This window comes from Nocardia sp. NBC_01329, assembly GCF_035956715.1.
GTDB lineage: Bacteria > Actinomycetota > Actinomycetes > Mycobacteriales > Mycobacteriaceae > Nocardia.
Genome location: NZ_CP108381.1, coordinates 3,866,545 through 3,888,209 on the forward strand (window position 1 = coordinate 3,866,545; position 21,665 = coordinate 3,888,209).

Sequence of the window (21,665 nt, forward strand, 5' to 3'; positions counted from 1 at the left end):
TCCGGCGCAACTTCACTCAGGTAGAACCGAACGAAATGATCACCGTTCCCGGTCGTCCGGAGGTCCGGACTCAGCGGTATCGGGGATTGATTTTGCCCGGCCAGCAGGGGGCCGACAAGCTTCTGGCAAATATCTAGCGTGTGATGAACATCACAAAGATGTTTATTGCGTTTGGGTCGCCACATCGTTCAGCGTCTTGAGGACGGTGTCCTTCGCGGCGGTCGGCGACTCCACGAATACACCCACCTGCCACACCGGCTCACCACCCGGATCGGCCGCGAAATAGCGGCTGAACTCGACCGAATACTTACCCTTGTCGTTGACCGCCGTCTCCACGTAGGACGTCCGGTCGTCGAATGTGCGCGCCTTGTCCGGCTCGGTGAACCAATCGGCGTCGAACCCGACCCGCGTGGCGGCATCACAGGTCGCTGGACATTTGCGGATGGCCAGGTTTACCCGCTGTCCCGCAGCGGAATTGCCCTCGTCCACGCAGCCCCACGCCTGCGCATCCGGGATGTTCTCGATCGACCCCTTCATACATCCCCAGGAGCCGGGCGCCCGAAAAGCGAACGGCCAGCCCTTGAATGCCATCGTGTAGGTGCTCTCACCGGCCTGCCAGGTCGGGCCCAACACCGCCACCGGCGCCAGACCCTCGCGCAGGACGGGTTCGTCCGAGGAGGGCAGCGCACTGGTCGTCGCGGTGGTCGAGGTGGCGGACGCCGGCTCGGAGGACTGTGCGGAATCGGTTACCGCCGAGGAGGTCGCGGACGCGGTGTTCTCCGCCGAGCCCCGCGACTGCAGCACCACCAGGCCGATCACCCCGACCAGTACCAGCACCACCACGGTGACGAGCACCGCGATCAACGGGCCGTTGCTCTTCGGGGGCGGGTCCCCATAACCACCGGCACCCAACGGCGGAACCTCCCAGGCGCCCTTCGGCGGGACGGGTTGCGGGCCGTGTCCTGCGGACTGCCCCCACTGCACGCCCGAGTCCGGCTGCCCGGCCGGTGGTGGTCGGTAGCCCTGCTGCCGCTGCTCCGCCGGGGTGTTCTTCTGCTGTCCCGCTGGGGAATGGCGCCACCACTCGTCGGGATTGTCCGAAGCCATAAGATCTCACCCTAATGTGCGGTGCCGACCCGGTCATGGCCATAAGTCCGGGGCTCGGCGGCGCCGGCCGCCACCCGCGGAAACCGCAGGGGCCCCTGCCGATACCACACTCGGCCGAGCCGGTACCACACTCAGCCGAGCCGCGAGCCGCCGGATTCACCCGCACCCGGCGAGACCGCCGGCCGGACCCGTGGTCCGGCCGGCAGCGACTCAGCCCGCCTTGACGACCCGGGCCCGCACTCCGCCGGTGAGCTCCGCGGCTCCCGGACCGGCCGGCCCGAATTCCAGCTCTACCGCCAGGATCTCCCCCGCGATCAACCCGCGGTGGGTGCTTGCCCACTCCCGTCGTTCCGCCGGCACCTCGAGTGTCGCTGTGACGCGATCCGAGACGTCGAGGCCCAGTGATTTCCGGGTCTCCTGCAGGTCCCGGATGACATCACGAGCCCAGCCCTCGGCCTCCAGCTCCTCGGTGACCACCGAGTCCAGCACCACCAGACCCGCGTTACCGGGCAGCGCGGCAGTGGATTCCGGTTCGGCTGCGACCAGTCGCTGGGTGTACTCCTCGGGCAGCAGTTCGATCCCGGCCGCGCTGACCACACCGTCGGCGTTCTCCGACCAGTCACCCGCCTTGACCGCTTGGATCACCCGCTGCACCTTCTTGCCCAGCCGGGGCCCGGCGGCACGCGCGTTGACTGCCAATTCGAACCGGCCGTGGGTGGCGATATCGGTGGTCAGGTCGACCTTCTTGACATTCACCTCGTCGGCGATGATGCCGGCATAAGGCGCCAGCCGTTCCGCGTCCGGCGCGGCGATCGTCACTTCCGCCAACGGCAGCCGGACGCGCAGCTTCTGTGCCTTGCGCAGGCTCAGCACCGTGGAGCACACGCTGCGTGCCTCGTCCATCGCCGCGACCAGCTCCGGATCCCGCGGGAGGGTGTCGGCGGCCGGCCAGTCGGTCAGATGCACCGACCGCTCACCGGTGAGCCCCCGCCAGATCACCTCGGTGACCAGCGGTAGCAGCGGAGCCGCCAATCGGGTCACCACCTCCAGCACCGTATGCAGAGTGTCGACGCCATCGCGATCCTCGGACCAGAACCGCGAACGCGACCGGCGCACGTACCAGTTGGTGAGCGCATCGGCGAAGGTGCGCAGCTCCTCACAGGCACCCGCGATATCGAACTCCTCCAGCGCGGCGGTCATGACATCGCGAGTCTGCGCCAGTTTCGCCAGGATGTAGCGATCCAGCACATTGGGTGAATCCGTACGCCACACACCGGGTTCGGCGGCGTAGAGCTGCAGGAAGGTCCACGCGTTCCACAGCGGCCGCAGCGCATGGCTCACGCCTTCGCGGATACCGCGCTCGGTGACGATGAGGTTGCCACCGCGCAGGATCGGCGAACTCATCAGAAACCAGCGCATGGCATCGGATCCGTCCCGGTCGAACACCTCGTTCACATCCGGGTAGTTGCGCTTGGACTTGCTCATCTTCAGCCCGTCGTCGCCGAGGACGATCCCGTGCGCGACCACGTTCTCGAACGCCGGGCTGTCGAACAGCGCGGTCGACAGCACGTGCAGGTTGTAGAACCACCCGCGAGTCTGCCCGTTGTATTCGACGATGAAATCGCCCGGGAAGTGCGAGTCGAACCACTCCTCGTTCTCGAACGGGAAATGGACCTGCGCGTAGGGCATGGACCCCGACTCGAACCAGCAGTCCAGCACCTCCGGCACTCGGCGCATGGTCGACTGCCCGGATGGGTCGTCCGGGTTCGGCCGGGTCAATTCATCGATCGCGGGACGGTGCAGATCTGTGGGTCGCACACCGAAATCACGTTCGAGCTCGTCGAGCGAACCGTAGACATCGATACGCGGATACGCCGGATCGTCGGATACCCAGACCGGGATCGGGCTGCCCCAGTAACGGTTCCGGCTGATATTCCAGTCCCGGGCGTTCTCGAGCCATTTGCCGAACTGGCCGTCCCGGATATGCTCGGGCACCCACCTGATCTGCTTGTTCAGCTCCACCATCCGCTCACGGAACTGGGTCACCGCAACGAACCACGAGGGCACAGCCATATAGATCAGTGGCTGCCCGGAGCGCCAGCTGTGCGGGTACGAGTGGTCGATGGTCTCCTGCCGCAGCAGTTTTCCGGCGGTCTTGAGATCTTTGATGATCACCGGGTTGGCGTCGAACACCATCAGGCCCTCGTACGGCGGGACCATGGAGGTGAATTTGCCGCCCGGATCGAGCGGCTGCACCAGGTCGATGCCATTCGCGCTGCAGACATCCATGTCCTCCTCACCGAAGGCGGGCGCCATATGCACGATGCCGGTACCGGAGTCGGTGGTGACGTAGTCGGCCGCGAGCACCCGGTGCGCGTTGGGGTGTCCGACGAAGAAGTCGAACGGCGGTGTGTAGCACAGATCGACCAGTGCGGCGCCGTCGTACTCTCCGACCACTTCGGGCTGATCGCCGAGTTCACGCACATAATGCGCTACCCGCTCGGCCGCGAGCACATAGCGCTTGCCGTCCGCCCCGCGCACCTGCACGTAGCGGATATCCGGGTGCACCGCCACGGCGAGGTTGGAGGGCAACGTCCACGGGGTGGTGGTCCAGATCAGCGCGTTGGCGCCGTCCAATTCGTGCAGCGGGTGATCCCGCGGGACCGACAGCACCATATCCACCGTCACCGCCGGGTCCTGGCGCATCCGGTAGGCGTCGTCGAGCCGGGCCTCCTGGTTCGACAGCGGTGTCTGCTCGTACCAGCTGTACGGGAGCACCCGGAAGCCCTGGTAGATCAGACCCTTGTCGTAGAGCGACTTGAACGCCCACATCACCGACTCCATGAAGTCGAGATCGAGTGTCTTGTAGTCGTTGTCGAAATCCACCCAGCGTGCTTGCCTGGTCACATAATCGCGCCATTCCCCGGTATAGCGGAGTACAGACGACTTGCACGCGGCATTGAATTCCGCGAGCCCCATCGAGTCGATCTGTGATTTGTCCGTGATACCGAGCTGCTTTTCCGCTTCGATTTCCGCCGGCAGCCCGTGGGTGTCCCATCCGAAACGCCGCTCGACCCGTTTACCGCGCATGGTCTGAAATCTCGGGATGACATCTTTGACGTAGCCGGTGAGCAGATGACCGTAATGTGGCAGACCGTTGGCAAACGGGGGGCCGTCGTAGAAAACGAACTCCTCGGCGTCGGCGCGGTTGTCGATGCTGGCGCGGAAGGTCCCGTCGGCGGCCCAGGCATCCAGTACTGCCTGCTCCAACTCGGGGAACACACCGGACTTTCCGCCGAGATCGACGCGGGGGTATGCGCTGCTACTGGAATTCTCGTCCGCCATGGCGGATACACGTCTCCTCGTGCCCGGCGCGCCCAGGGGCGCGGTATCTCGGCACGGGGACGATCGGCGGCGCAACGGGTGCGCCGGAACCGCGGTACCACCCCGCTTGCCCGGCCCGGCGAACCGGACGGACCTCTCGTTGCGAGCTGTGACGGGCTCACCCGTTCGGTTCTACTGAGCCTGCGCAATCCAGTAAGTGCTGCGCAGTGCCGTTCTTCCGAAAGCTCCCCGGTGATGACCGGATCGTCGCCGACTTACAGGTTTGATTCTAACCAGGACGGTCAAACACTTATACATCCGCCCGCGGAGCCGCGGCCCCGCAACCCCGGAAGGACGTTTTGGTTCTCGCCTGTTCTGCTCGTCAGCGCTTCGCGTGCTGATTCCGTGGCGGCAATTCCTCATCCGGTGCGCGTATCGACAGCGCACTCACCAGCAACACCACAGCACCGATAACGCATACGACAATGCAACCCCAGGCCCACATGACCGAGCCGGTGGCCAGGGACAGGATCAGCAGCGCCAGGCCGATCCCGGCCAGCGCCAGTGTCAAGACAAGCATGATGACCCCCAGAACAGCAGGCCGGGTGCCCGTTCGCTCCCAGCGTTATCGGGCGTTCAGTCGCCTTTACCGAAGGACGCGGGGGCAAGCTGGTTGGCCCCGGTATCGAAGGAGTCACCCTCGTCGACCGGTACAGCCGAACCGCGGTTCTCCAACTCTTCGAGCTGCGATTCCAGATACGACTTGAGTCGCACCCGATACTCGCGTTCGAAGGTCTTGAGGGTCTGGATCCGGCTCTCCAGCACATTGCGCTGCTGGGTGATGGTGCCCATGATCTCGGTGTGCTTGCGCTCGGCGTCCGCCTGCAGCGCGTCGGCCTTCTCCTTGGCCTGGCGCAGCTGGCTGTCCGAGCGGGTCTGCGCATCGGAGAGCATGGCGTCGGACTTGTGCCGTGCGTCGGCGATCATGTCTTCCGAGCGCGCCCGCGCATCATTGACCAGTCGCTCCGAATTGGCCCGCGCGTTGGCCAGCAAATTCTCGGCTTCGGTCTTGGCGTCGGTGGTGAGCCGATCGGCCATCTCCTGCGCCAGACTCAGTACCTTGGCGGCCTGCATATTCGCGTCGGCGGCGGCGTCTGCGGCCGACGGCGCGGGAGGCACCACGGGAATGGGAGCCGAGGGCGGCGCCTGGATCGGAGGTTTGATCGGTTCCGGCGGCGGGGCCTGCTGCACCGGTTTACCGAGGCCGGGCCCGCCCGGGCCCCGGCTGCTCTTGACATCGGCCAGTTCCGCATCGAGCTCGGCAACCCGCTGGCGAAGGTCGGCGTTCTCCTCGATCAGCCGGGAAAGTTCCTGCTCCACCAGATCCAGGAAGGCATCGACTTCGTCCTCGTTGTAGCCGCGTTTCCCGATAGGCGGTTTGCTGAACGCGACGTTGTGCACATCGGCTGGGGTCAGCGGCATGGAAGGATCCCTTCGCGCGTTGGCAGATCTAGCGGCTCTGGCAAGTCTTCACGGCCCATTCTGTCACACCGGAGCTACCGGCTGGCCGAGCCGGCTCACGACCGACATCAGGATGAAGACCAGGAACAGCAGAACCATAATCGACAAATCGAGCCGAATTCCGCCCAGGGAGACCGGTGGTATCAACCGCCGCAGCAACTTTACGGGAGGATCGGTGATGGTGAAGATCACCTCGAGGACGATGACGACCACCCCGGTGGGACGCCAGTCGCGGGCGAAGCTCCGGATGAACTCGACGATCACCCGGCTGATGAGCAACAGCCAGAAGATGAACAGTACGAAGTACAGCACCGCGAACAAGGCCACGACCTCACTCTGCCGCAAAATCGGCGCGGTGCAAAATGCCCGCGCCGATCTTGTTCGTACCACGCGGCGCCCGGCTCGGCGCACCGGCCGCTATTTCTGGTTGTAGAACCCGGTTTCCGCGATCCGGCGACGTTCCTCCGCCGATACGTCCACATCGGCCGGAGAGAGCAGGAACACCTTGGTCGCGACCTTGTCGAAGGAACCGCGCAGGGCGAAGGCCAGCCCGGCGGCGAAATCCACCAGGCGTTTGGCATCGGCATTGCTGAGGTCGACCAGATCCATGATCACCGGGTTGCCCTCACGGAACCGCTCCCCGATGATCGCGGCTTCGCTGTAATCACGCGGACGCAGCGTGGTGATCTTGGACAAGGGACCTCCGTCCTCGAAGATCGCGGGACGGCGGGCGGCGACCGGTTCGGGACGGACCCGCTCGGCCAGCCGCCGCTCCTCGGCATCAGGATCGACTGCCAGCGCCCCCCTGGTCGCGCCGCGCAGGGAGGCACCGCCGCCCGGACGATACCGGCCGGAAGCGGCGGCGTCGATCCGGGTAGGACGGCGCGGCCCCTCGTAGTCCTCGTCGTAGGCGTCGCCCGGGTAATCGTCACGGCGCGGTGCGGGGTAGCTGGGCTGGTAGGACGACTTGTACGGCGACTCGCGGTAGTCGGGACCGTCGTAGCGGTCCTCGGGGTACCGGTCGTAGTCCGGACGATCGTCGTAATCGCGGGGAGCGCGGTCGGCGTAGTCACGCGGCCGGCGCGCGCCGCGATCCTCGACCCCTCGGGGGGTGCGATCGTCGACGTAGTCGTCTTCGTAATCCTCGAGCGGAACCATGCCGAAGTACGCCTTGAACTTGTGCAGCGTGCTCATGACCGCGCCTCGCTGTCGCTCGGCCCCGTCACGAGCACGCTCGTGGCTGCGCCCACAATTCGCTCGCTGCGCTCACTCAACGACCGCGCCTCGCTGTCGCTCGGCTCCGTCATGACCACGATTGTGGCTGCGTCGATTACTCGCTCGCTGCGCTCGCTCATTCTGGTCGACCTTCCTTCGGCCCCGGTGGCGGCCGGGTGTTGAAGTCTTGCTCAGCCCTCGTCGTGTCCCAGCATATGTGTCGAATGTGACTGATGAGGTTTGTTTGCTACGCCGAGGTTATCGGTCGGCCGCCCATGAGAGCGGTACCGACACGCACACACGTGGATCCATGGGCAATAGCTCTTTCAAGATCGTTGGACATCCCGGCGGACAGTTCTGTCGCACCGGGGTGTCCGGTACGCAGGCGGGTACAGACTTCGGCCAGGCGGGCGAATTCCGCATCCGGATCGGCGGCCCGCGGCGGAATGGCCATAATGCCTGCTAAACGCAGTTCGGCAGACTCGGCGATATGATCGGCCAGCGCCGGGACGGCGTCGGGCGTCACCCCACCGCGCGCGGGATCGTCGTCCAAACTCACCTGGATCAGCACCTCCAGCGCGGTACCCCGTTCACCCGAATCCAGTGCGGCCCCCGTGGCCGTGGCGAGCGCGGTCGCCAGACGTTCGCTGTCCACCGAATGCACCGCGTGGGCCCACCGCACCACCTGGCGCACCTTGTTCCGCTGCAACTGGCCGACCAGATGCCAGCGCACCCCGAGAGCGCCCAGTTCCGCGGCCTTCACATCGGCCTCCTGCGGGCGGTTCTCGCCGAAGTCCCTGCGGCCCAGACGATACAACGCGGCGATATCGGATGCGGGAAAATATTTCGTCACGGGCAGCAGACGTACTTCCGCCGGATCTCGACCGGCGGCCGCGCAAGCTGCGTCGATACGCGCGAGCACCCCCTCGAGGTTGGTGGCCAGTTCCGCCGCGCGAAAGTCGTTCCCGTTCTCGGCACCGTCGGTGTCCGGGACAGTCTGCACGTTATCGTCATCGGAATCCGACGGCCGCGGTGTGGATTCGGCATCGATCCGGTTCCTCGAACTCGGTCCGCTCATCGCGGCCCGTCGTTGTGCCGCGATCTCCGGTCGGTCATCGATCTCCCTGTTTCCTGAGCCGATCATCGGCCATTCGTCGAACACCTCGCGCGAGTCCACGACTCGCCTCGGCCGCGCCACCGCGACGGCCGAAGGCCGCGCCGCGGACCATCGGGCCTGTCACGCTGTACCCGAATCAATCCAGATGACACTGCCCAATCGTCCGGTCGGCGCACCGCGACGATGGCTGAACAGAGCCTTGTCCTCGATGGTGCAGCGCGGATCCTCGGCAATCGCCGAAACCCCGGCGGCGGTGAGCTGACGCCGAATCCCCGCACGCAGGTCCAGACCGGGAGTGCCGTGAACAGTGGTGGTGGCGCTACCGGGAAGGCGCGCTTCCACATCGGCCCGCATCGCGGCGGGCACCTCGTACTGCCGGCCACTGGCAGCCGGGCCCAGCAGCGCACCGATCCGGTCCGTCCGGGCACCGGCGGCGACCATCGCGTCCAGAACCCGCGGCACGATACCGATCCGGGCGCCCACCCGGCCGGCGTGCACAGCGGCCACGACCCCCGCCTCGTCGTCCGACAGCAGTATCGGTACGCAATCGGCGGTCAACACCACCAGCGCCAGACCCGGCCGCGTGGTGACCAGGGCATCGGTCCCGAGAAACGGTTCGGTGCGGGGCCCGTCCACCGTCGCCACCGTCCGGCCGTGGATCTGTTCCATCCAGATCACATGATCGTCCGGCAACCCGAGAGTCTCGGCGAGCCGGACGCGGTTGCGTCGCACCGCCTCCGGATCGTCGCCGACGTGATCGCCGAGGTTGAACGAGTCGTAGGGCGGCGCGGAGAAACCCCCCGCGCGCGTGGTGACGACCCGTCGAACGGTGAGTACCGGTGCCGCTGTCATGGCACCGAGCCTAGTAGTACTTCCGGGTGGGACCTGCCTTCCCGCAGGTCCGCGCTATCGGTCCGGTGCGTGAACCGGCGATCCGGCAGCCCGCCCGGGCCGGGCCCGGCACCCGGCATCGCTTCGGTCGAATCCACCGATACGCGGACAACCCGGGTGCCACACGACCGATTCGGTCACGAGACCACCGCGAGCGACCACCGACAGACGTGCAGTGGCTCCGGTATCAGCGACGCATGAAATCCGGGACATCCACATCGTCGTCGTCATCGTCGGGCAGATCCGGCGGCGGCTGGATGTGGGACCGGCTGCTGTGGCCGAGGGTCGAATCCACCGGCGGACGGGTGCGTTCGGTATCGCGGTAGCTCGGTGCCGGACCGCGGGCGACAGCGGAACCGGGGCTCTCCGACGCCCGAGTAGGAGCAGGCTCCTCGGAATGCCCGCGGGCCGAGCCTAGTTCCGCGGTCCGGGACTGGCCGAGTTCGGCGGTCCGCGATTGCGCGGATATCTCCGCGGTGCGCCCGGACCCCAGCGATCCCCGCGTGGTAGCGGGGTCGAAGGTGCGGCGCGCCGGGCCGCCGCCGTCGAATCCGGCGGCGATCACGGTGACGCGCACCTCGTCGCCGAGCGAATCGTCGATGACCGTACCGAAGATGATGTTGGCCTCGATATGCGCGGCCTCCTGCACCAGCGAAGCGGCCTCGTTGATCTCGAACAGGCCCAGATCCGAGCCGCCGGCGATCGAGAGCAGCACCCCGTGCGCACCGTCCATGGAGGCTTCCAGCAGCGGTGAGTTGATCGCCGCTTCGGCCGCTTTGACCGACCTGCCTTCCCCTCGGGACGAACCGATACCCATGAGCGCGCTACCGGCGCCCGACATCACGCTCTTGACGTCGGCGAAGTCGACGTTGATCAGACCCGGCGTGGTGATCAGGTCGGTGATGCCCTGCACACCGTTGAGCAGCACCTCGTCGGCGGAGCGGAACGCGTCCATCAGACTCACCGCGGCGTCACCGAGCTGCAGGAGCCGATCGTTGGGAATGACGATCAGGGTGTCGCAGGATTCGCGCAGCAGGTTGATCCCGACTTCGGCCTGATTGCCGCGCCGCTTTCCCTCGAAGGAGAAGGGCCGGGTGACCACACCTATGGTCAGCGCGCCCAGCTTGCGCGCGATACTCGCCACGACGGGTGCGCCGCCGGTACCCGTACCGCCGCCCTCGCCCGCGGTCACGAAGACCATGTCGGCACCCTTGAGTACCTCTTCGATCTCGTCCTTGTGGTCCTCGGCGGCCTTACGGCCTACCTCGGGGTCGGCGCCGGCGCCGAGCCCCCGGGTGAGCTCTCGCCCGACATCGAGCTTCACGTCGGCATCGCTCATCAGCAGTGCCTGGGCGTCGGTGTTCACCGCGATGAACTCGACACCCTTCAGACCCTGCTCGATCATTCGGTTGACGGCGTTCACGCCGCCGCCGCCGATACCGACGACCTTGATCACGGCAAGGTAGTTGTGCGGGGGCGTCATGAGCTCTCGCCTTCCTTCGACTCAAAGTCTGTCGTTTTCGGATGCCCGGAACCGATCCGCGCGACCACGATCTGCGGACCACGATCCGGGCAAACCCTGAACCTCAACCATAGGGTTGGAGTTATGTCAAGTATCCGACTGGTGCGGAACGCTATTCGCCGCCGTCTCGATCCGCTCGCAGGCGCGCCGAGACGATAACCAGTTTCTTCGGCGAACTTGCTACTACCCGGGCGGTACGCGACGTATCGTGAACGGTTGCCCAGCGGCTCGCGCCCACATCGTGGGACGCCCCCGGCTCCCGCACCATACGGTCTCCGGGTGATCGCCCGGGACCGAGGTGGAGCTTCGAACCGAACAGGGTCGAACCGAACAAGATTGCTGGGAATCATTTTACCGTGACCAGACTGGGACTCGAGACGTCGAACACGGTTCCCGGCTGGGTGAGCAGCGGCAGTACCACCGCCGATTTGCGTTCGCCATCCTCGCTGCTGCCCCAGAGTACAGTGCGACCGTCGCGCAGTGTCAGGGAAATCTCCGACGCGCCCTCGGCACGTACGGTTTCCACCTGCACCTCCAACGCCGGCGACAGCACCCGGGCCACCGCGACCGCGGCGCGGGTCAGCGCGTCCGCGCCGCCCGGCCGGGCGGTCACCAACCGCGGCACCCCGATCGGCGCCGGCTCGATGGCGTACTCGATACCGTCGGCGTCCAGCAGATGCGCACCCTCGGGAGAGTCGTAGTACAGCACCGGGGTTCGCGCCTCGATCCGAACCCGCACTGTCGACGGCAGAACCCGCTGGACCCGAGCGCTGCGAACCTTCGGAACGGTCGCCACCCGCGCCGCCATCGCCGCCGTATCGATCCGCAGGATCGAACCGGTCTCCGGCACCTGCAGCAACTCCCGGATCTGTTCCTCCGGAATCTCGCCCGCCCCGACAATGCGCACCTCGCGTACCGAGAGCAGCGGGGAGAACCAGGCAAGCGCGGCCAGCGTGATAACTAAGGCGAGCGCGGGCAGCGCCCACAGCCGGAAACGCCGCAATCCGCCCACTCCGAATCGACGCGCCCCGCCCCGCACGCCGCCTCACCGCCCGTACTGCGGACGCGCGCGTAGTCCGTCCAGAATCTGGCTGCCGAGCATGGTGACATCACCGGCACCCATGGTGATCACGACATCACCGGGTTGGGCCAGGCCCGCGACCTGGCGGCCCACCCGTGACATATCGGGTTGGTAGTGCACGAGTTTGTGCACGGCCTGGGCCACCAGCGCGCCGTTGACACCCGGCAGCGGCTCCTCACGTGCTCCGTAGACATCGAGCACCACCACCTCGTCGGCCAGATCGAGCGCGGCACCGAATTCGGCGGCGAATGTCGCGGTGCGGCTGTAGAGGTGTGGCTGGAAGACCACGATCACCCGGCCTCGGCGGGACAGGGCACCGTCGCGCGCCTCCTGCTCGACCAGTTCGGCTGCGGCTCCGAGCACCGCCCGAACCTCGGTGGGATGGTGTGCGTAGTCGTCGAAGACCCGGACGCGGTTCTCCCGGCCCACGAACTGGAAACGGCGGTGCACACCGCCGAAACTCTCCAGTCCCTGGATGATCTCGTCCACATCCGCGCCCGCGGCCCGCGCGGTCAAGACTGCGGCCAGCGCGTTGAGTGCCATATGCCGCCCGGGCACCGACAGGCGCAGCGTCCGGGGCGCGGGTTCGTCGGCGAGCTGGAACTGGGCGATACCGCCGACGTCACGCGGTTCCCAGCTGTGCAGGCGCACCCCCACCGGAACCGGTGCGTCGGGCAGCTCTCCGGAGCCGTAGCCGAGCACCCGGACACCGCGGGCGGCCAGCCGTTGCCCGGTCCGCTCGGCCAGCGCGCGCGCTCCGGGATCGTCCAGGCACACCACCAGCAGGCCGCCGTCGGCGAGGCGGTCGGTGAAATCGTCGAATACCTGTACATAGGCGGCGTCGGAGCCGAAGAAGTCGAGATGGTCGGATTCGATATTGGTGACCACCGCGACGTCCGGGTCGTACTGCAGCAGTGAGCCGTCGCTCTCGTCGGCTTCGGCGACGAAGATATCGCCGCTGCCGTGATGGGCGTTGGTACCCGCCTCGTTGAGTTCACCACCCACCGCGAACGACGGGTCCAGCCCGCAATGCTGCAGGGAGACGATGAGCATCGAGGTGGTGGAGGTCTTCCCGTGCGTCCCCGATACGAGTAGCGTGCGATGCCCGCTCATCAGGGCCGCCAGAACAGTCGGCCGCAGCAGCACCGGGATATCGCGGCGATGCGCTTCCACCAGCTCCGGATTGGTCTTGGGGATAGCGGCGTAGGTCGTCACCACCACCGTCGGGCCGCCGGGCAGCAGGTCCAACGCCCCGGCGTCGTGACCGATCCGCACCTGGGCGCCGCGTGCCCGCAGGGCGAGCACACCACGGCTCTCCTTGGCGTCGGACCCGGACACCTCACCACCGCGCGACAGCAGGATTCTGGCGATACCGGACATTCCGGCGCCACCGATCCCGACCATGTGGACCCGGGCCAGTTCCGGCGGCAGAGCGCCGGGACCGGTTTCGGGAGCGGCCATCTGCGCCCCGCTCACCGGCCCGCCACCCGCAGCACGATCCGGGCGACCTCGTCGGCGGCATCGCGATGGCCGGCGCCGGCGGCGGCCCGACCCATCTCGGCTATGCGTGCTGGATCCGTGAGCAGCGGTATCACCTCGTCGATCACATATTCGGGGGAAAGTTCGGGGTCGGCAACGATTCTGCCACCACCGGCCGCGACAACGGGCCGGGCATTGAGTTCCTGTTCACCGTTTCCGTGCGGCAGCGGTACGTACACCGCGGGCAGCCCGACCGCCGACACCTCGGCGACAGTCATCGCCCCGGATCGGCAGACCACCGCGTCGGCGGCGGCGTAGGCGAGATCCATCCGCGAAAGGTAGGGCACCGCCACGTAGGGCGCGGCGGGGTCCACCGACTCGATATCGAGCGTGTTCTTCGGGCCGTGGGCGTGCAGCACCGAGATCCCGGCCGCGGCGAGTTGTGGCGCCGCACCGGAAATCGCCTCGTTGAGTGAGCGCGCACCCTGAGAACCACCGAACACCAGTAGGACCGGGCCCTCCGCCGGCAGTCCGAAATGCTCCCGCGCCTGCGCACGCAGTCCGGCCCGGTCGAGCGAGGTGATCGCTGAGCGCACCGGGATACCGACGACCTCGGCGTCGAGCCCGGAACCCGGCACCGCGGCCAGCACCCGGGTCGCCTGCCGCGCGCCGACCTTGTTCGAGATTCCGGCCTTGGCATTCGCCTCGTGCACCACCACCGGCACGGCGCGGCGACGCCGCAGCAGTCCCCGGCCCGCGGCGAGATAGGCGGGTAGCGCGACGTAGCCACCGAATCCGACGATCACATCGGCCTCTACGGCGTCGATGATCTCGCGGGTCCGTGATACCGAGGCTCGGACCCGGCTCGGCAACCGCAGCAGATCGGCGCTGGGTTTACGCGGCAACGGCACCGGCGGGATCAGTTCGAGGGAATACCCCCGTTCGGGCACCAGAGTGGTCTCCAGGCCACGCTGGGTGCCGAGCGCGGTCACCCGGATCCCGGGATCCAGCCGGCGCAGCGCATCGGCGACCGCCAGGGCCGGTTCGATATGCCCGGCCGTACCGCCACCCGCGACGATCACCGATATCCCGTCCGCGCGCGGTGTCGTGTGCTCGCCTGCGGACTGAGGTGCGCTCACCTGTTTCTTCCCCGTTCTCGTGCGTGTGTCACCGAATAGCTGGGTTCCCAGGCCCGGGTCGCCCGCAGGGTGTCGGTACCCCGGCTGTTGGCGCGCTGGCGGGTACGTGGCGGCTCGTCCGGCTCGTTACGGGCCGGGCGGCGAGCCGGGCCCGGCTCGCGGGCCGGCGCGGCGGCGCGGGCCCGGACGGGATGGTAGATCTCCGGTTTCGGGAGCCGCAGCAGGCGGCTCACCCGCCCGTCCTGGCCGGCGTGCAGGGCAGCCACCGCCTCGGGTTCGTGCCGGGCAGCGTTGGCGATGATGCCGAACATGAGCAGTGTCAGCGCCAGCGACGAACCACCCGCCGACACCAGCGGCAACTGCAACCCGGTCACCGGGAGGAGACCCACCACATAACCGATGTTGATCAAGGCCTGCCCGGTGATCCAGGTGGTGGCGGTCGCGGTGAGCAGGCGCAGGAAGGGGTCCACCGAGCGGGCGGCGATCCGCAGACCTGTATAGACGAAGAGCGCGAAGAGGCCCAGGACGAGGGCGCACCCGAGGAAGCCGAGTTCCTCGCCGATGATGGCGAAGATGAAATCGTTGTGCGAGTTGGGCAGATAGCTCCATTTGGCCCGACTCTGTCCGAGTCCGCGGCCCCACAGCCCGCCGTCGGCCAGCGAGTACATCGCCTGCCTGGCCTGGTAGTTGATGCCCTGTGGATCGTCGGCGGGGCTGAAGAAGGCACGCATCCGGTCGGAGCGGTAACCGGCCGACAATGCGAGGGCGAGGGCGGCGATCGCCCCCGAGGCGAGAATGGCGACGAACAATCGCACCGGCAGGCCACCGAACCACAGCAGCGCCAACAGCACGATACCGAGCGCGATGGTGGTCGACAGGTTCGGCTGCAGCACGATCAGCAGACACACCAACAGACCGGCCGGGACCAGTGGCACCAGCAGATTCTTCAGACCACCCGGGTCGTTGGCCGCCCGGCCCGCGGCTCGCCGCGAGATCAGCAGGTGCGCCCCCCACACCACGAAAGTCACCTTCACCAGTTCCGAGGGCTGGACCGAGAAGACCCCCAGATCGATCCAGCGGCGGGCGCCGTTGACGGTACTACCGACCCCGGGGATCAGCACGAGCACCAGCAGCAGTACCGACCCCGCGAACACCGGGAAGGAGAGCTGCCGCAGCCGACGCAACGGGATCCGCAGCGCGAGATAGAACAGCACCGCACCGACCAGCGCATACATCATCTGCTGGATGAACAGCGAATAGGCCGATCCGCCGTCGGCGTAGGACTCCACACTGGAGGCCGACAACACCATCACCAGCCCCAGCAGCGTGAGCAGGGTAGCGATGGTGACGACCAGATGGAACGAGGCCAGCGGCCGCGCCAGCCAGGCACCGAACCGGCTCACCTGGACCTGCCGCGTGCCGCGCGGCCTCATAACCGCCGCCCGAGGTCCTCGTCCTTCAGGTCCCCGACCGCACCGGCGAAACTGCGGCCGCGATGGGTGTAGTCGGTGAACATGTCCAGCGACGCCGCCGCGGGCGCCAGCAGCACGGTATCGCCGGATCCGGCGAACGCCGCCGCCTCCCGCACCGCCCGTTGCATGATCGCGTCGGCGATCTCGGCGTTGCGGGTCCCGGTGATCGCTTCGTCCATGACCGCCTGACCCATACCGGCATGATCCCGCGTATCCAACTCGACCACGGGGACTTCCGGCGCGTGTCGCGCCAGCGCGGCCGCGATCACCGGGGCGTCCGCACCGAACAGCACAACCGCGACGAGGCGCTCGGCGACCTCTTCCACCAGATCCTCGACCCCGGCGCCCTTGAGCTGACCGCCGGCCAGCCAGACGACATGCTGATGGGCCAGGATCGACGACCGCGCGGCATGCGGGTTGGTGGCTTTGGAGTCATCGATGAATTCGACGCCGCCCATTTCCCGGACCAGCGCCGACCGGTGCGGGCCGACCTTGTGCTCGATCAGGCCCTCCCGAACGAACTGCGGCGCCACATCGATGGCCCGGGTCAGCGCCGCGGCAGCCAGGGCGTCGGCGATACCGGCCGGTCCGGGCGGGCTGATCTCCTTGGCTTCGGCCAGGATGGCCGCCTTGGTGAAGGCGCGATCCAGCAGTTTGCCGTCGACCACGCCGAGCTCGCCGTCGGCGGGTACCCCGATCCGGAAGCCGATGGTGCGGCGGGCCTTCGAACGGCGGGCCAGCCGCGCGGCCACCGGGTCGTCGAGCCCGACCACTCCGACGCGGCCGAGCAGGGCCCGCGATTTCGCGGCCGCGTACGCGTCCAGGCCACCATGCCAGTCCAGATGGTCCTCGGCCACATTCAATACGACCCCCGCCTCCGGTCGCACCGACGGTGCCCAGTGCAGCTGGAACGAAGACAGTTCGACGGCCAGCACCTGTGGCCCCGGATTGCGGCGCAGGGCGTCCAGGATCGGCAGGCCGATGTTCCCGCAGGCGACACTGGGGATTCCGGCGGCCCGCAGGATGGAATGGGTCATGGACGTGGTCGTGGTCTTACCGTTGGTACCGGTCACCACCAGCCATTTGCGGACCGGACCGTAGATCCGGGCCTGATCCACCCACCAGGCGAACTCGACATCGCCCCAGACCGGGATGCCCTCGGATACCGCCGAGGCCAGGACCGGCGAGTCCGGCCGCCAGCCCGGGCTGGTGATCACCAGCGCGAACCGCGACCAGTCGGTCCGCTCCAATTCGGGCGGGGGCGCGATATCCAGTCCCAGTTCGGCAGCCTCCGCCAGGGCCGCGGCCCCGCTGTCGGTGACCACCGGCCGGGCCCCGATATCGCGCAGCGGTGTGATCAGCGAACGACCCGAGACACCCCAGCCGGCGACCAGCACCTCACGGCCGCGCAGGAATTCCAGCATCGGGCCCGGCGAACGCAGGGCCCGCGGCGTATGTTCCTCCATCGTCAACTCACCCGACCGCGGAGAGATATTCGCTGTAGAACAGAGAGAGTCCGGCTGCCGAGGCCATGGCGGCCAGCAACCAGAACCTGATGATCACCGTGGTCTCCGCCCATTTACTCAGTTCGAAATGATGGTGGAACGGCGCCATCTTGAACAACCGGTTCCGGGTGGTCCGAAAAACAGCCACCTGCAGCACCACCGAGGCCGCCTCCGCGACGAACAGCGCGCCGATGACCACCATCAGCAGTTCGGTCCGGGTGGTGATGGAGAGCCCGGCGAGCAGACCACCGAGGGCCAGCGAGCCGGTATCACCCATGAATATCTTGGCGGGCGCGGCGTTCCACCACAGGAACCCGATACACGCCGCCGTACCGGCCGCGCAGACCAGCGCCAGATCCAGCGGGTCGCGCACGTTGTAGCAGCCGGTCTCGGGTTTGGTCTCACACGAGTGGTAGTACTGCCAGAAGGTGATGACCACATAGCCGCCGAGCACCAAGCTCATCGACCCCGCGGCCAGACCGTCCAGACCGTCGGTGAGGTTCACCGCGTTCGACCACGCCACCACGATGAGGCAGACGAAGGCCAGGAACACCACCACACTCATCGACACGGTGTTGATATCACGGACATAGGACAGCTGCCGGCTGGCCGGGGAAAGCCCGCTGCCGCCGGGGAACTGCAACGCCAGCACACCGAAGACGACCGCCGCGGTGATCTGACCCAGGTATTTACCCGCGGCCGTGAGCCCCAGATTGCGGCCCTTACGGATCTTGATGAAATCGTCGATGAATCCGACGACACCCAGTGCGGTGGCCAAGCCCAGGACCAGCAGCGCCGAGGCTGTCGGACCTTCTGCTTCGTAACCGATCCCGATCAGATGGGAACCGAGATACCCGGCCCACATGCCGATGATGATCGCCACCCCGCCCATGGTGGGCGTACCGCGTTTGGACTGATGGCTGGCCGGACCGTCTACCCGGATCTCCTGGCCGAAGCCCTGCCGGGCGAATATCCGGATCAGCAGCGGGGTCAACAGGATAGACACCGTCAGCGCGATCGCCGCCGCGAACAAGATCTGTCTCATCGCACTGCCTCCGCGCTCACCCCGTCGGCGGCGGCGCCGCCCGGCGCCGGTGTACCGGCACCCGTGTTCTTCTCACCCTCGGCCAGCAGCTGTTCGGCCACCGCCCACAGGCCGACCGATTGCGATGCCTTCACCAGCACCACATCACCCGCGCCGACTTCGGCGGCGAGCAACTCCACGGCTGCTTCGATATCCGGGACGAGCACCGATTCCTCACCCCATGAGCCTTCCATGACCGCTCCCTGGTGCATGCCCCGGGAGGGTCGTCCGGTTCCGACGACGATGAGCCGGTCCACATCCAAGCGCACCGCGAGACGGCCGATCCCGTCGTGTTCCACCACCGCTTCCGGGCCGAGTTCGGCCATTTCGCCGAGCACCGCCCAGCTGCGCCGTGGGGTGTCGCCCGACCGAGCCATGGTGACCAGCGCTTTGAGCGCGGCCCGCATGGAATCCGGGTTGGCGTTGTAGGAATCGTTGATCACGGTGACCCCGGCGGCGCTGGTACGCACATCCATCCGCCGCGCCGACGCCGCGCGGGCGCCGGACAGCGCGGTCACCAGAGTGTCGAGGTCGGCGCCGCATTCCAGAGCCACAGCGGCTGCCGACAAGGCGTTGCCGACCTGATGTTCCCCGTGCACGGCCAAGGCCACCGTGCGGTCGCCGGCCGGTGTGTGCAGGGTGAACGAAGCCCGGGCCTGATCGTCGAGAGTTGTTGCGGTGGCACGGATCCGCGCGCCCGCGGAATGTCCGGCCGTCACCACCCGAGCCACCGTACGCGAAGCCATGGCGGCGACCTTCGGATCATCGGCGTTGAGTACGGCCAGACCGTTTTCCGGCAGCGCCTCCACGAGTTCGCCCTTGGCCTGCGCGATGGCCTCGCGACTACCGAATTCGCCGAGATGCGCGGTACCCACATTCAGCACGACCCCGATATTCGGTGGCGCCACCCGCGCCAGTGCGGCGATATGGCCGGGTCCGCGCGCCGACATCTCCAGCACCAGGAACCGGGTATCCGGACCGGCGCGCAGGGCGGTCCACGGATGCCCGAGTTCGTTGTTGAAGGAACCAGGTGGGGCCACCACCGGTCCCAGCGGGGAGAGCACCGCCGCCAGCAGATCCTTGGTGGAGGTCTTACCCGAGGAACCGGTGACGCCGACGACCGTCAGCCCACCGGCCGCGACGAGACGCGAAACGCTCTCCCGGGCCAGCGCGGCCAGCGCGGCCAGCACCGCGGCGCCCGCACCGGTCGAATCATGGGACAGCGCAAGCGCACTCGACGGTACCGACCCGGTCGCAGGGGTTACGACGAGGGCGGGAACCCCCACCGGCCGGGCCGCGAGCACGGCGACGGCGCCGGCCTCGATCGCGGCGGCGGCATAGTCGTGACCGTCGACGCGCTCACCGGGCAGGGCCAGGAAGATGTCGCCGGGACCGACTCGACGCGAGTCGAATTCGACCGAACCGGTCACCCTCACCTCCGGGTCACCGACGTCGTGCAGCGTTGCGCCCACGACCTCGGCGATATCCCGCAGTGTCATTTCGATCATGAAACCGTCAAGTCCTCCGCGCCCGTCGGCCACGAACCGTTGTCCGCGCCCCCGGAACTGTGTCGCTGTGCCGAATCGATCGCCGCCGCGAGCACCTCGCGGTCATCGAACCGATATTTCACCCCGTTGATCTCCTGACCTACTTCATGGCCCTTCCCCGCCACCAGCACCACGTCACCGGCGTGTGCCCAGCCGACGGCCGCCTCGATGGCCGCGGTCCGGTCACCGATATCGCGGACTTCGCCGCGCTGGTCGTCGGAGACGCTCCGCGCGCCGGCGACCAGTGACGCCCTGATCACGGACGGGTCCTCGGTGCGCGGGTTGTCGTCGGTGACGATGAGCAGATCGGCGCCACGGGCCGCGGCCGCCCCCATCGGCCCGCGTTTCCCGGTGTCCCGGTCGCCGCCGGCACCGACCACCACGGCCAACCGACCCCCGCTCCCGGCCGTGGCCAGATGGGTGCGCAGGGTCGCGATCACCGATTCCACGGCGGCCGGTTTGTGGGCGTAGTCCACCAGGGCAAGGAACTCCTGTCCACGTTCCACCCGCTGCATCCGGCCCGGCACGTCGACAGTGGCCAGCGCGGGCACGGCCGTCGCCGGATCGACCCCGGCGGCGGCACACACCGCGACAGCGAGCAGTCCGTTGGCGACGTTGTAATCACCGGGCAGCCGCAACCGCACCGGGATCTCGCCGTTCGGGCCCGTTGCGGTGAACTCCTGTTCACCGCCGTGGATGCGGGCGGGACCGGCCGACGACCAATCCGCAGATTCGGTGGTCGAGACCCGGATCGGCGCGTCCAGGCCATCGGCGAGACGCCGACCCCACGCATCGTCCACACACACCACGGCAGTGCGGGCGGCAACCGGCGATTCCGGTTCGAACAGCCGGCGCTTGGCGGCGAAATAGTCCTCGAAGTCGGCGTGGAAATCCAGATGGTCCTGCGACAGGTTGGTGAACGCACCTACCGCGAACCGCACCCCGTCGACCCGGCCCAGTGCCAGCGCGTGGCTGGATACCTCCATCACCACCGCGTCCACGCCCTGTTCCACCATCAGCGCGAACATGGCGTGCAGTTGCGGTGCTTCGGGCGTGGTGAGCGCACTGGGGATCCGGCGACCGCCGATCCTGGTCTCGATGGTGCCGATCAGTGCGGTGGACAGCCCCCCAGCAGCCAAACCGGCCTCCACCAGGTAGGAAGTGGTGGTCTTGCCGGAGGTACCGGTGATCCCGATGATCCGCAACCGCTGCGACGGATGTCCGTAGATCGCCGCCGAAAGTTCACCCAGGATCGCGCGCGGATTCTCACGCACCACGACCGGCACCGCTAGTTCGCCGGCCAGTTCCGCACCGGCGGCGTCGGTGAGTACGGCGACCGCGCCACGGGCCACCGCGTCTGCGGCGAACCGGGCGCCGTGCGCCCGGGAGCCTGGTAACGCCGTGAACAGATCACCGGGTAGAACCGCGTCGGAACGCTGTTCGATGCCGGTGACGAGCAGCTCGGTGGCGACCGGTGGCCGAAGTTCGGCGTCGATCAGATCCAGCAGGTCGGGCAGCGGTGTCGACAGCGGCCGGGCCGGCCGCAGCGCGTGCTGGCTGGACTGCGCGGGCACAGGATTCCTCTCTGCATGATGAAGCGCGGATACGACGACGAGTCAGGTTACCGACGCCACGTCACGGTCCGGTAAGCCGGTTCACCG

The 21,665-nt window shown here is 67.6% G+C and carries 18 protein-coding genes; all 18 read right to left on the reverse strand.

Annotation, left to right across the window (positions count from 1 at the left end; translation table 11 throughout):
• Positions 1-162: 162 nt before the first annotated feature.
• Entirely contained in the window at positions 163-1,107 is a 945-nt protein-coding gene (locus OG405_RS17575) for a hypothetical protein (protein WP_327147564.1), read from the reverse strand.
• A 210-nt stretch (positions 1,108-1,317) separates the two neighbouring features.
• Positions 1,318-4,452: an isoleucine--tRNA ligase gene (ileS, locus tag OG405_RS17580; RefSeq protein WP_327147565.1), complete on the reverse strand. Its 3,135-nt coding sequence runs from the start codon at positions 4,450-4,452 to the stop codon at positions 1,318-1,320.
• A 361-nt stretch (positions 4,453-4,813) separates the two neighbouring features.
• On the reverse strand, positions 4,814-5,011 hold the full coding sequence (locus OG405_RS17585) for a hypothetical protein (protein ID WP_327147566.1): 198 nt from the start codon (positions 5,009-5,011) through the stop codon (positions 4,814-4,816).
• Between the two features lie 56 nt (positions 5,012-5,067).
• Positions 5,068-5,913 (reverse strand): DivIVA-like cell division protein Wag31, encoded by an 846-nt coding sequence (gene wag31 / locus OG405_RS17590; protein ID WP_327147567.1) that lies wholly within the window; start codon positions 5,911-5,913, stop codon positions 5,068-5,070.
• A gap of 63 nt (positions 5,914-5,976) precedes the next feature.
• Complete coding sequence (locus OG405_RS17595; RefSeq protein WP_327147568.1) at positions 5,977-6,279, reverse strand: YggT family protein; 303 nt, start codon at positions 6,277-6,279, stop codon at positions 5,977-5,979.
• 90 nt (positions 6,280-6,369) lie between these two features.
• Positions 6,370-7,146, reverse strand: coding sequence for a cell division protein SepF (locus OG405_RS17600; protein ID WP_327147569.1), 777 nt, complete (start codon positions 7,144-7,146; stop codon positions 6,370-6,372).
• A complete protein-coding gene (locus tag OG405_RS17605) occupies positions 7,143-7,307 on the reverse strand; it encodes a hypothetical protein (RefSeq protein WP_327147570.1) in 165 nt (54 codons plus the stop codon). The genes OG405_RS17600 and OG405_RS17605 overlap by 4 nt, the downstream gene beginning before the upstream one ends.
• A 107-nt stretch (positions 7,308-7,414) precedes the next feature.
• A complete protein-coding gene (locus tag OG405_RS17610) occupies positions 7,415-8,170 on the reverse strand; it encodes a YggS family pyridoxal phosphate-dependent enzyme (RefSeq protein WP_442790762.1) in 756 nt (251 codons plus the stop codon).
• A gap of 234 nt (positions 8,171-8,404) precedes the next feature.
• The gene (gene pgeF / locus OG405_RS17615) at positions 8,405-9,136 is read right to left on the reverse strand and encodes a peptidoglycan editing factor PgeF (RefSeq protein ID WP_327147571.1); all 732 of its coding nucleotides are present in this window, start codon (positions 9,134-9,136) and stop codon (positions 8,405-8,407) included.
• Positions 9,137-9,362: 226 nt separating this feature from the next.
• Positions 9,363-10,658 carry a cell division protein FtsZ gene (gene ftsZ, locus OG405_RS17620; protein WP_327147572.1) on the reverse strand — a complete coding sequence of 432 codons (1,296 nt, stop codon included), beginning with the start codon at positions 10,656-10,658 and terminating at the stop codon, positions 9,363-9,365.
• A gap of 385 nt (positions 10,659-11,043) precedes the next feature.
• Entirely contained in the window at positions 11,044-11,709 is a 666-nt protein-coding gene (locus OG405_RS17625) for a cell division protein FtsQ/DivIB (protein ID WP_327147573.1), read from the reverse strand.
• Between the two features lie 33 nt (positions 11,710-11,742).
• Positions 11,743-13,239: a UDP-N-acetylmuramate--L-alanine ligase gene (murC, locus tag OG405_RS17630; protein WP_327152380.1), complete on the reverse strand. Its 1,497-nt coding sequence runs from the start codon at positions 13,237-13,239 to the stop codon at positions 11,743-11,745.
• A gap of 11 nt (positions 13,240-13,250) precedes the next feature.
• Positions 13,251-14,396: an undecaprenyldiphospho-muramoylpentapeptide beta-N-acetylglucosaminyltransferase gene (gene murG, locus OG405_RS17635; protein ID WP_327147574.1), complete on the reverse strand. Its 1,146-nt coding sequence runs from the start codon at positions 14,394-14,396 to the stop codon at positions 13,251-13,253.
• Positions 14,393-15,829, reverse strand: coding sequence for a putative lipid II flippase FtsW (gene ftsW / locus OG405_RS17640; RefSeq protein ID WP_327147575.1), 1,437 nt, complete (start codon positions 15,827-15,829; stop codon positions 14,393-14,395). The genes murG and ftsW overlap by 4 nt, the downstream gene beginning before the upstream one ends.
• Positions 15,826-17,292 carry a UDP-N-acetylmuramoyl-L-alanine--D-glutamate ligase gene (gene murD, locus OG405_RS17645; protein WP_327152381.1) on the reverse strand — a complete coding sequence of 489 codons (1,467 nt, stop codon included), beginning with the start codon at positions 17,290-17,292 and terminating at the stop codon, positions 15,826-15,828. Before murD ends, ftsW begins: the two co-directional genes overlap by 4 nt.
• Before the next feature lie 49 nt (positions 17,293-17,341).
• Entirely contained in the window at positions 17,342-18,418 is a 1,077-nt protein-coding gene (mraY, locus tag OG405_RS17650) for a phospho-N-acetylmuramoyl-pentapeptide-transferase (protein WP_030523849.1), read from the reverse strand.
• Positions 18,415-19,965 (reverse strand): UDP-N-acetylmuramoyl-tripeptide--D-alanyl-D-alanine ligase, encoded by a 1,551-nt coding sequence (locus tag OG405_RS17655; protein ID WP_327147576.1) that lies wholly within the window; start codon positions 19,963-19,965, stop codon positions 18,415-18,417. The genes mraY and OG405_RS17655 overlap by 4 nt, the downstream gene beginning before the upstream one ends.
• Positions 19,962-21,578: a UDP-N-acetylmuramoyl-L-alanyl-D-glutamate--2,6-diaminopimelate ligase gene (locus tag OG405_RS17660; RefSeq protein ID WP_327147577.1), complete on the reverse strand. Its 1,617-nt coding sequence runs from the start codon at positions 21,576-21,578 to the stop codon at positions 19,962-19,964. The genes OG405_RS17655 and OG405_RS17660 overlap by 4 nt, the downstream gene beginning before the upstream one ends.
• Positions 21,579-21,665: the final 87 nt, after the last annotated feature.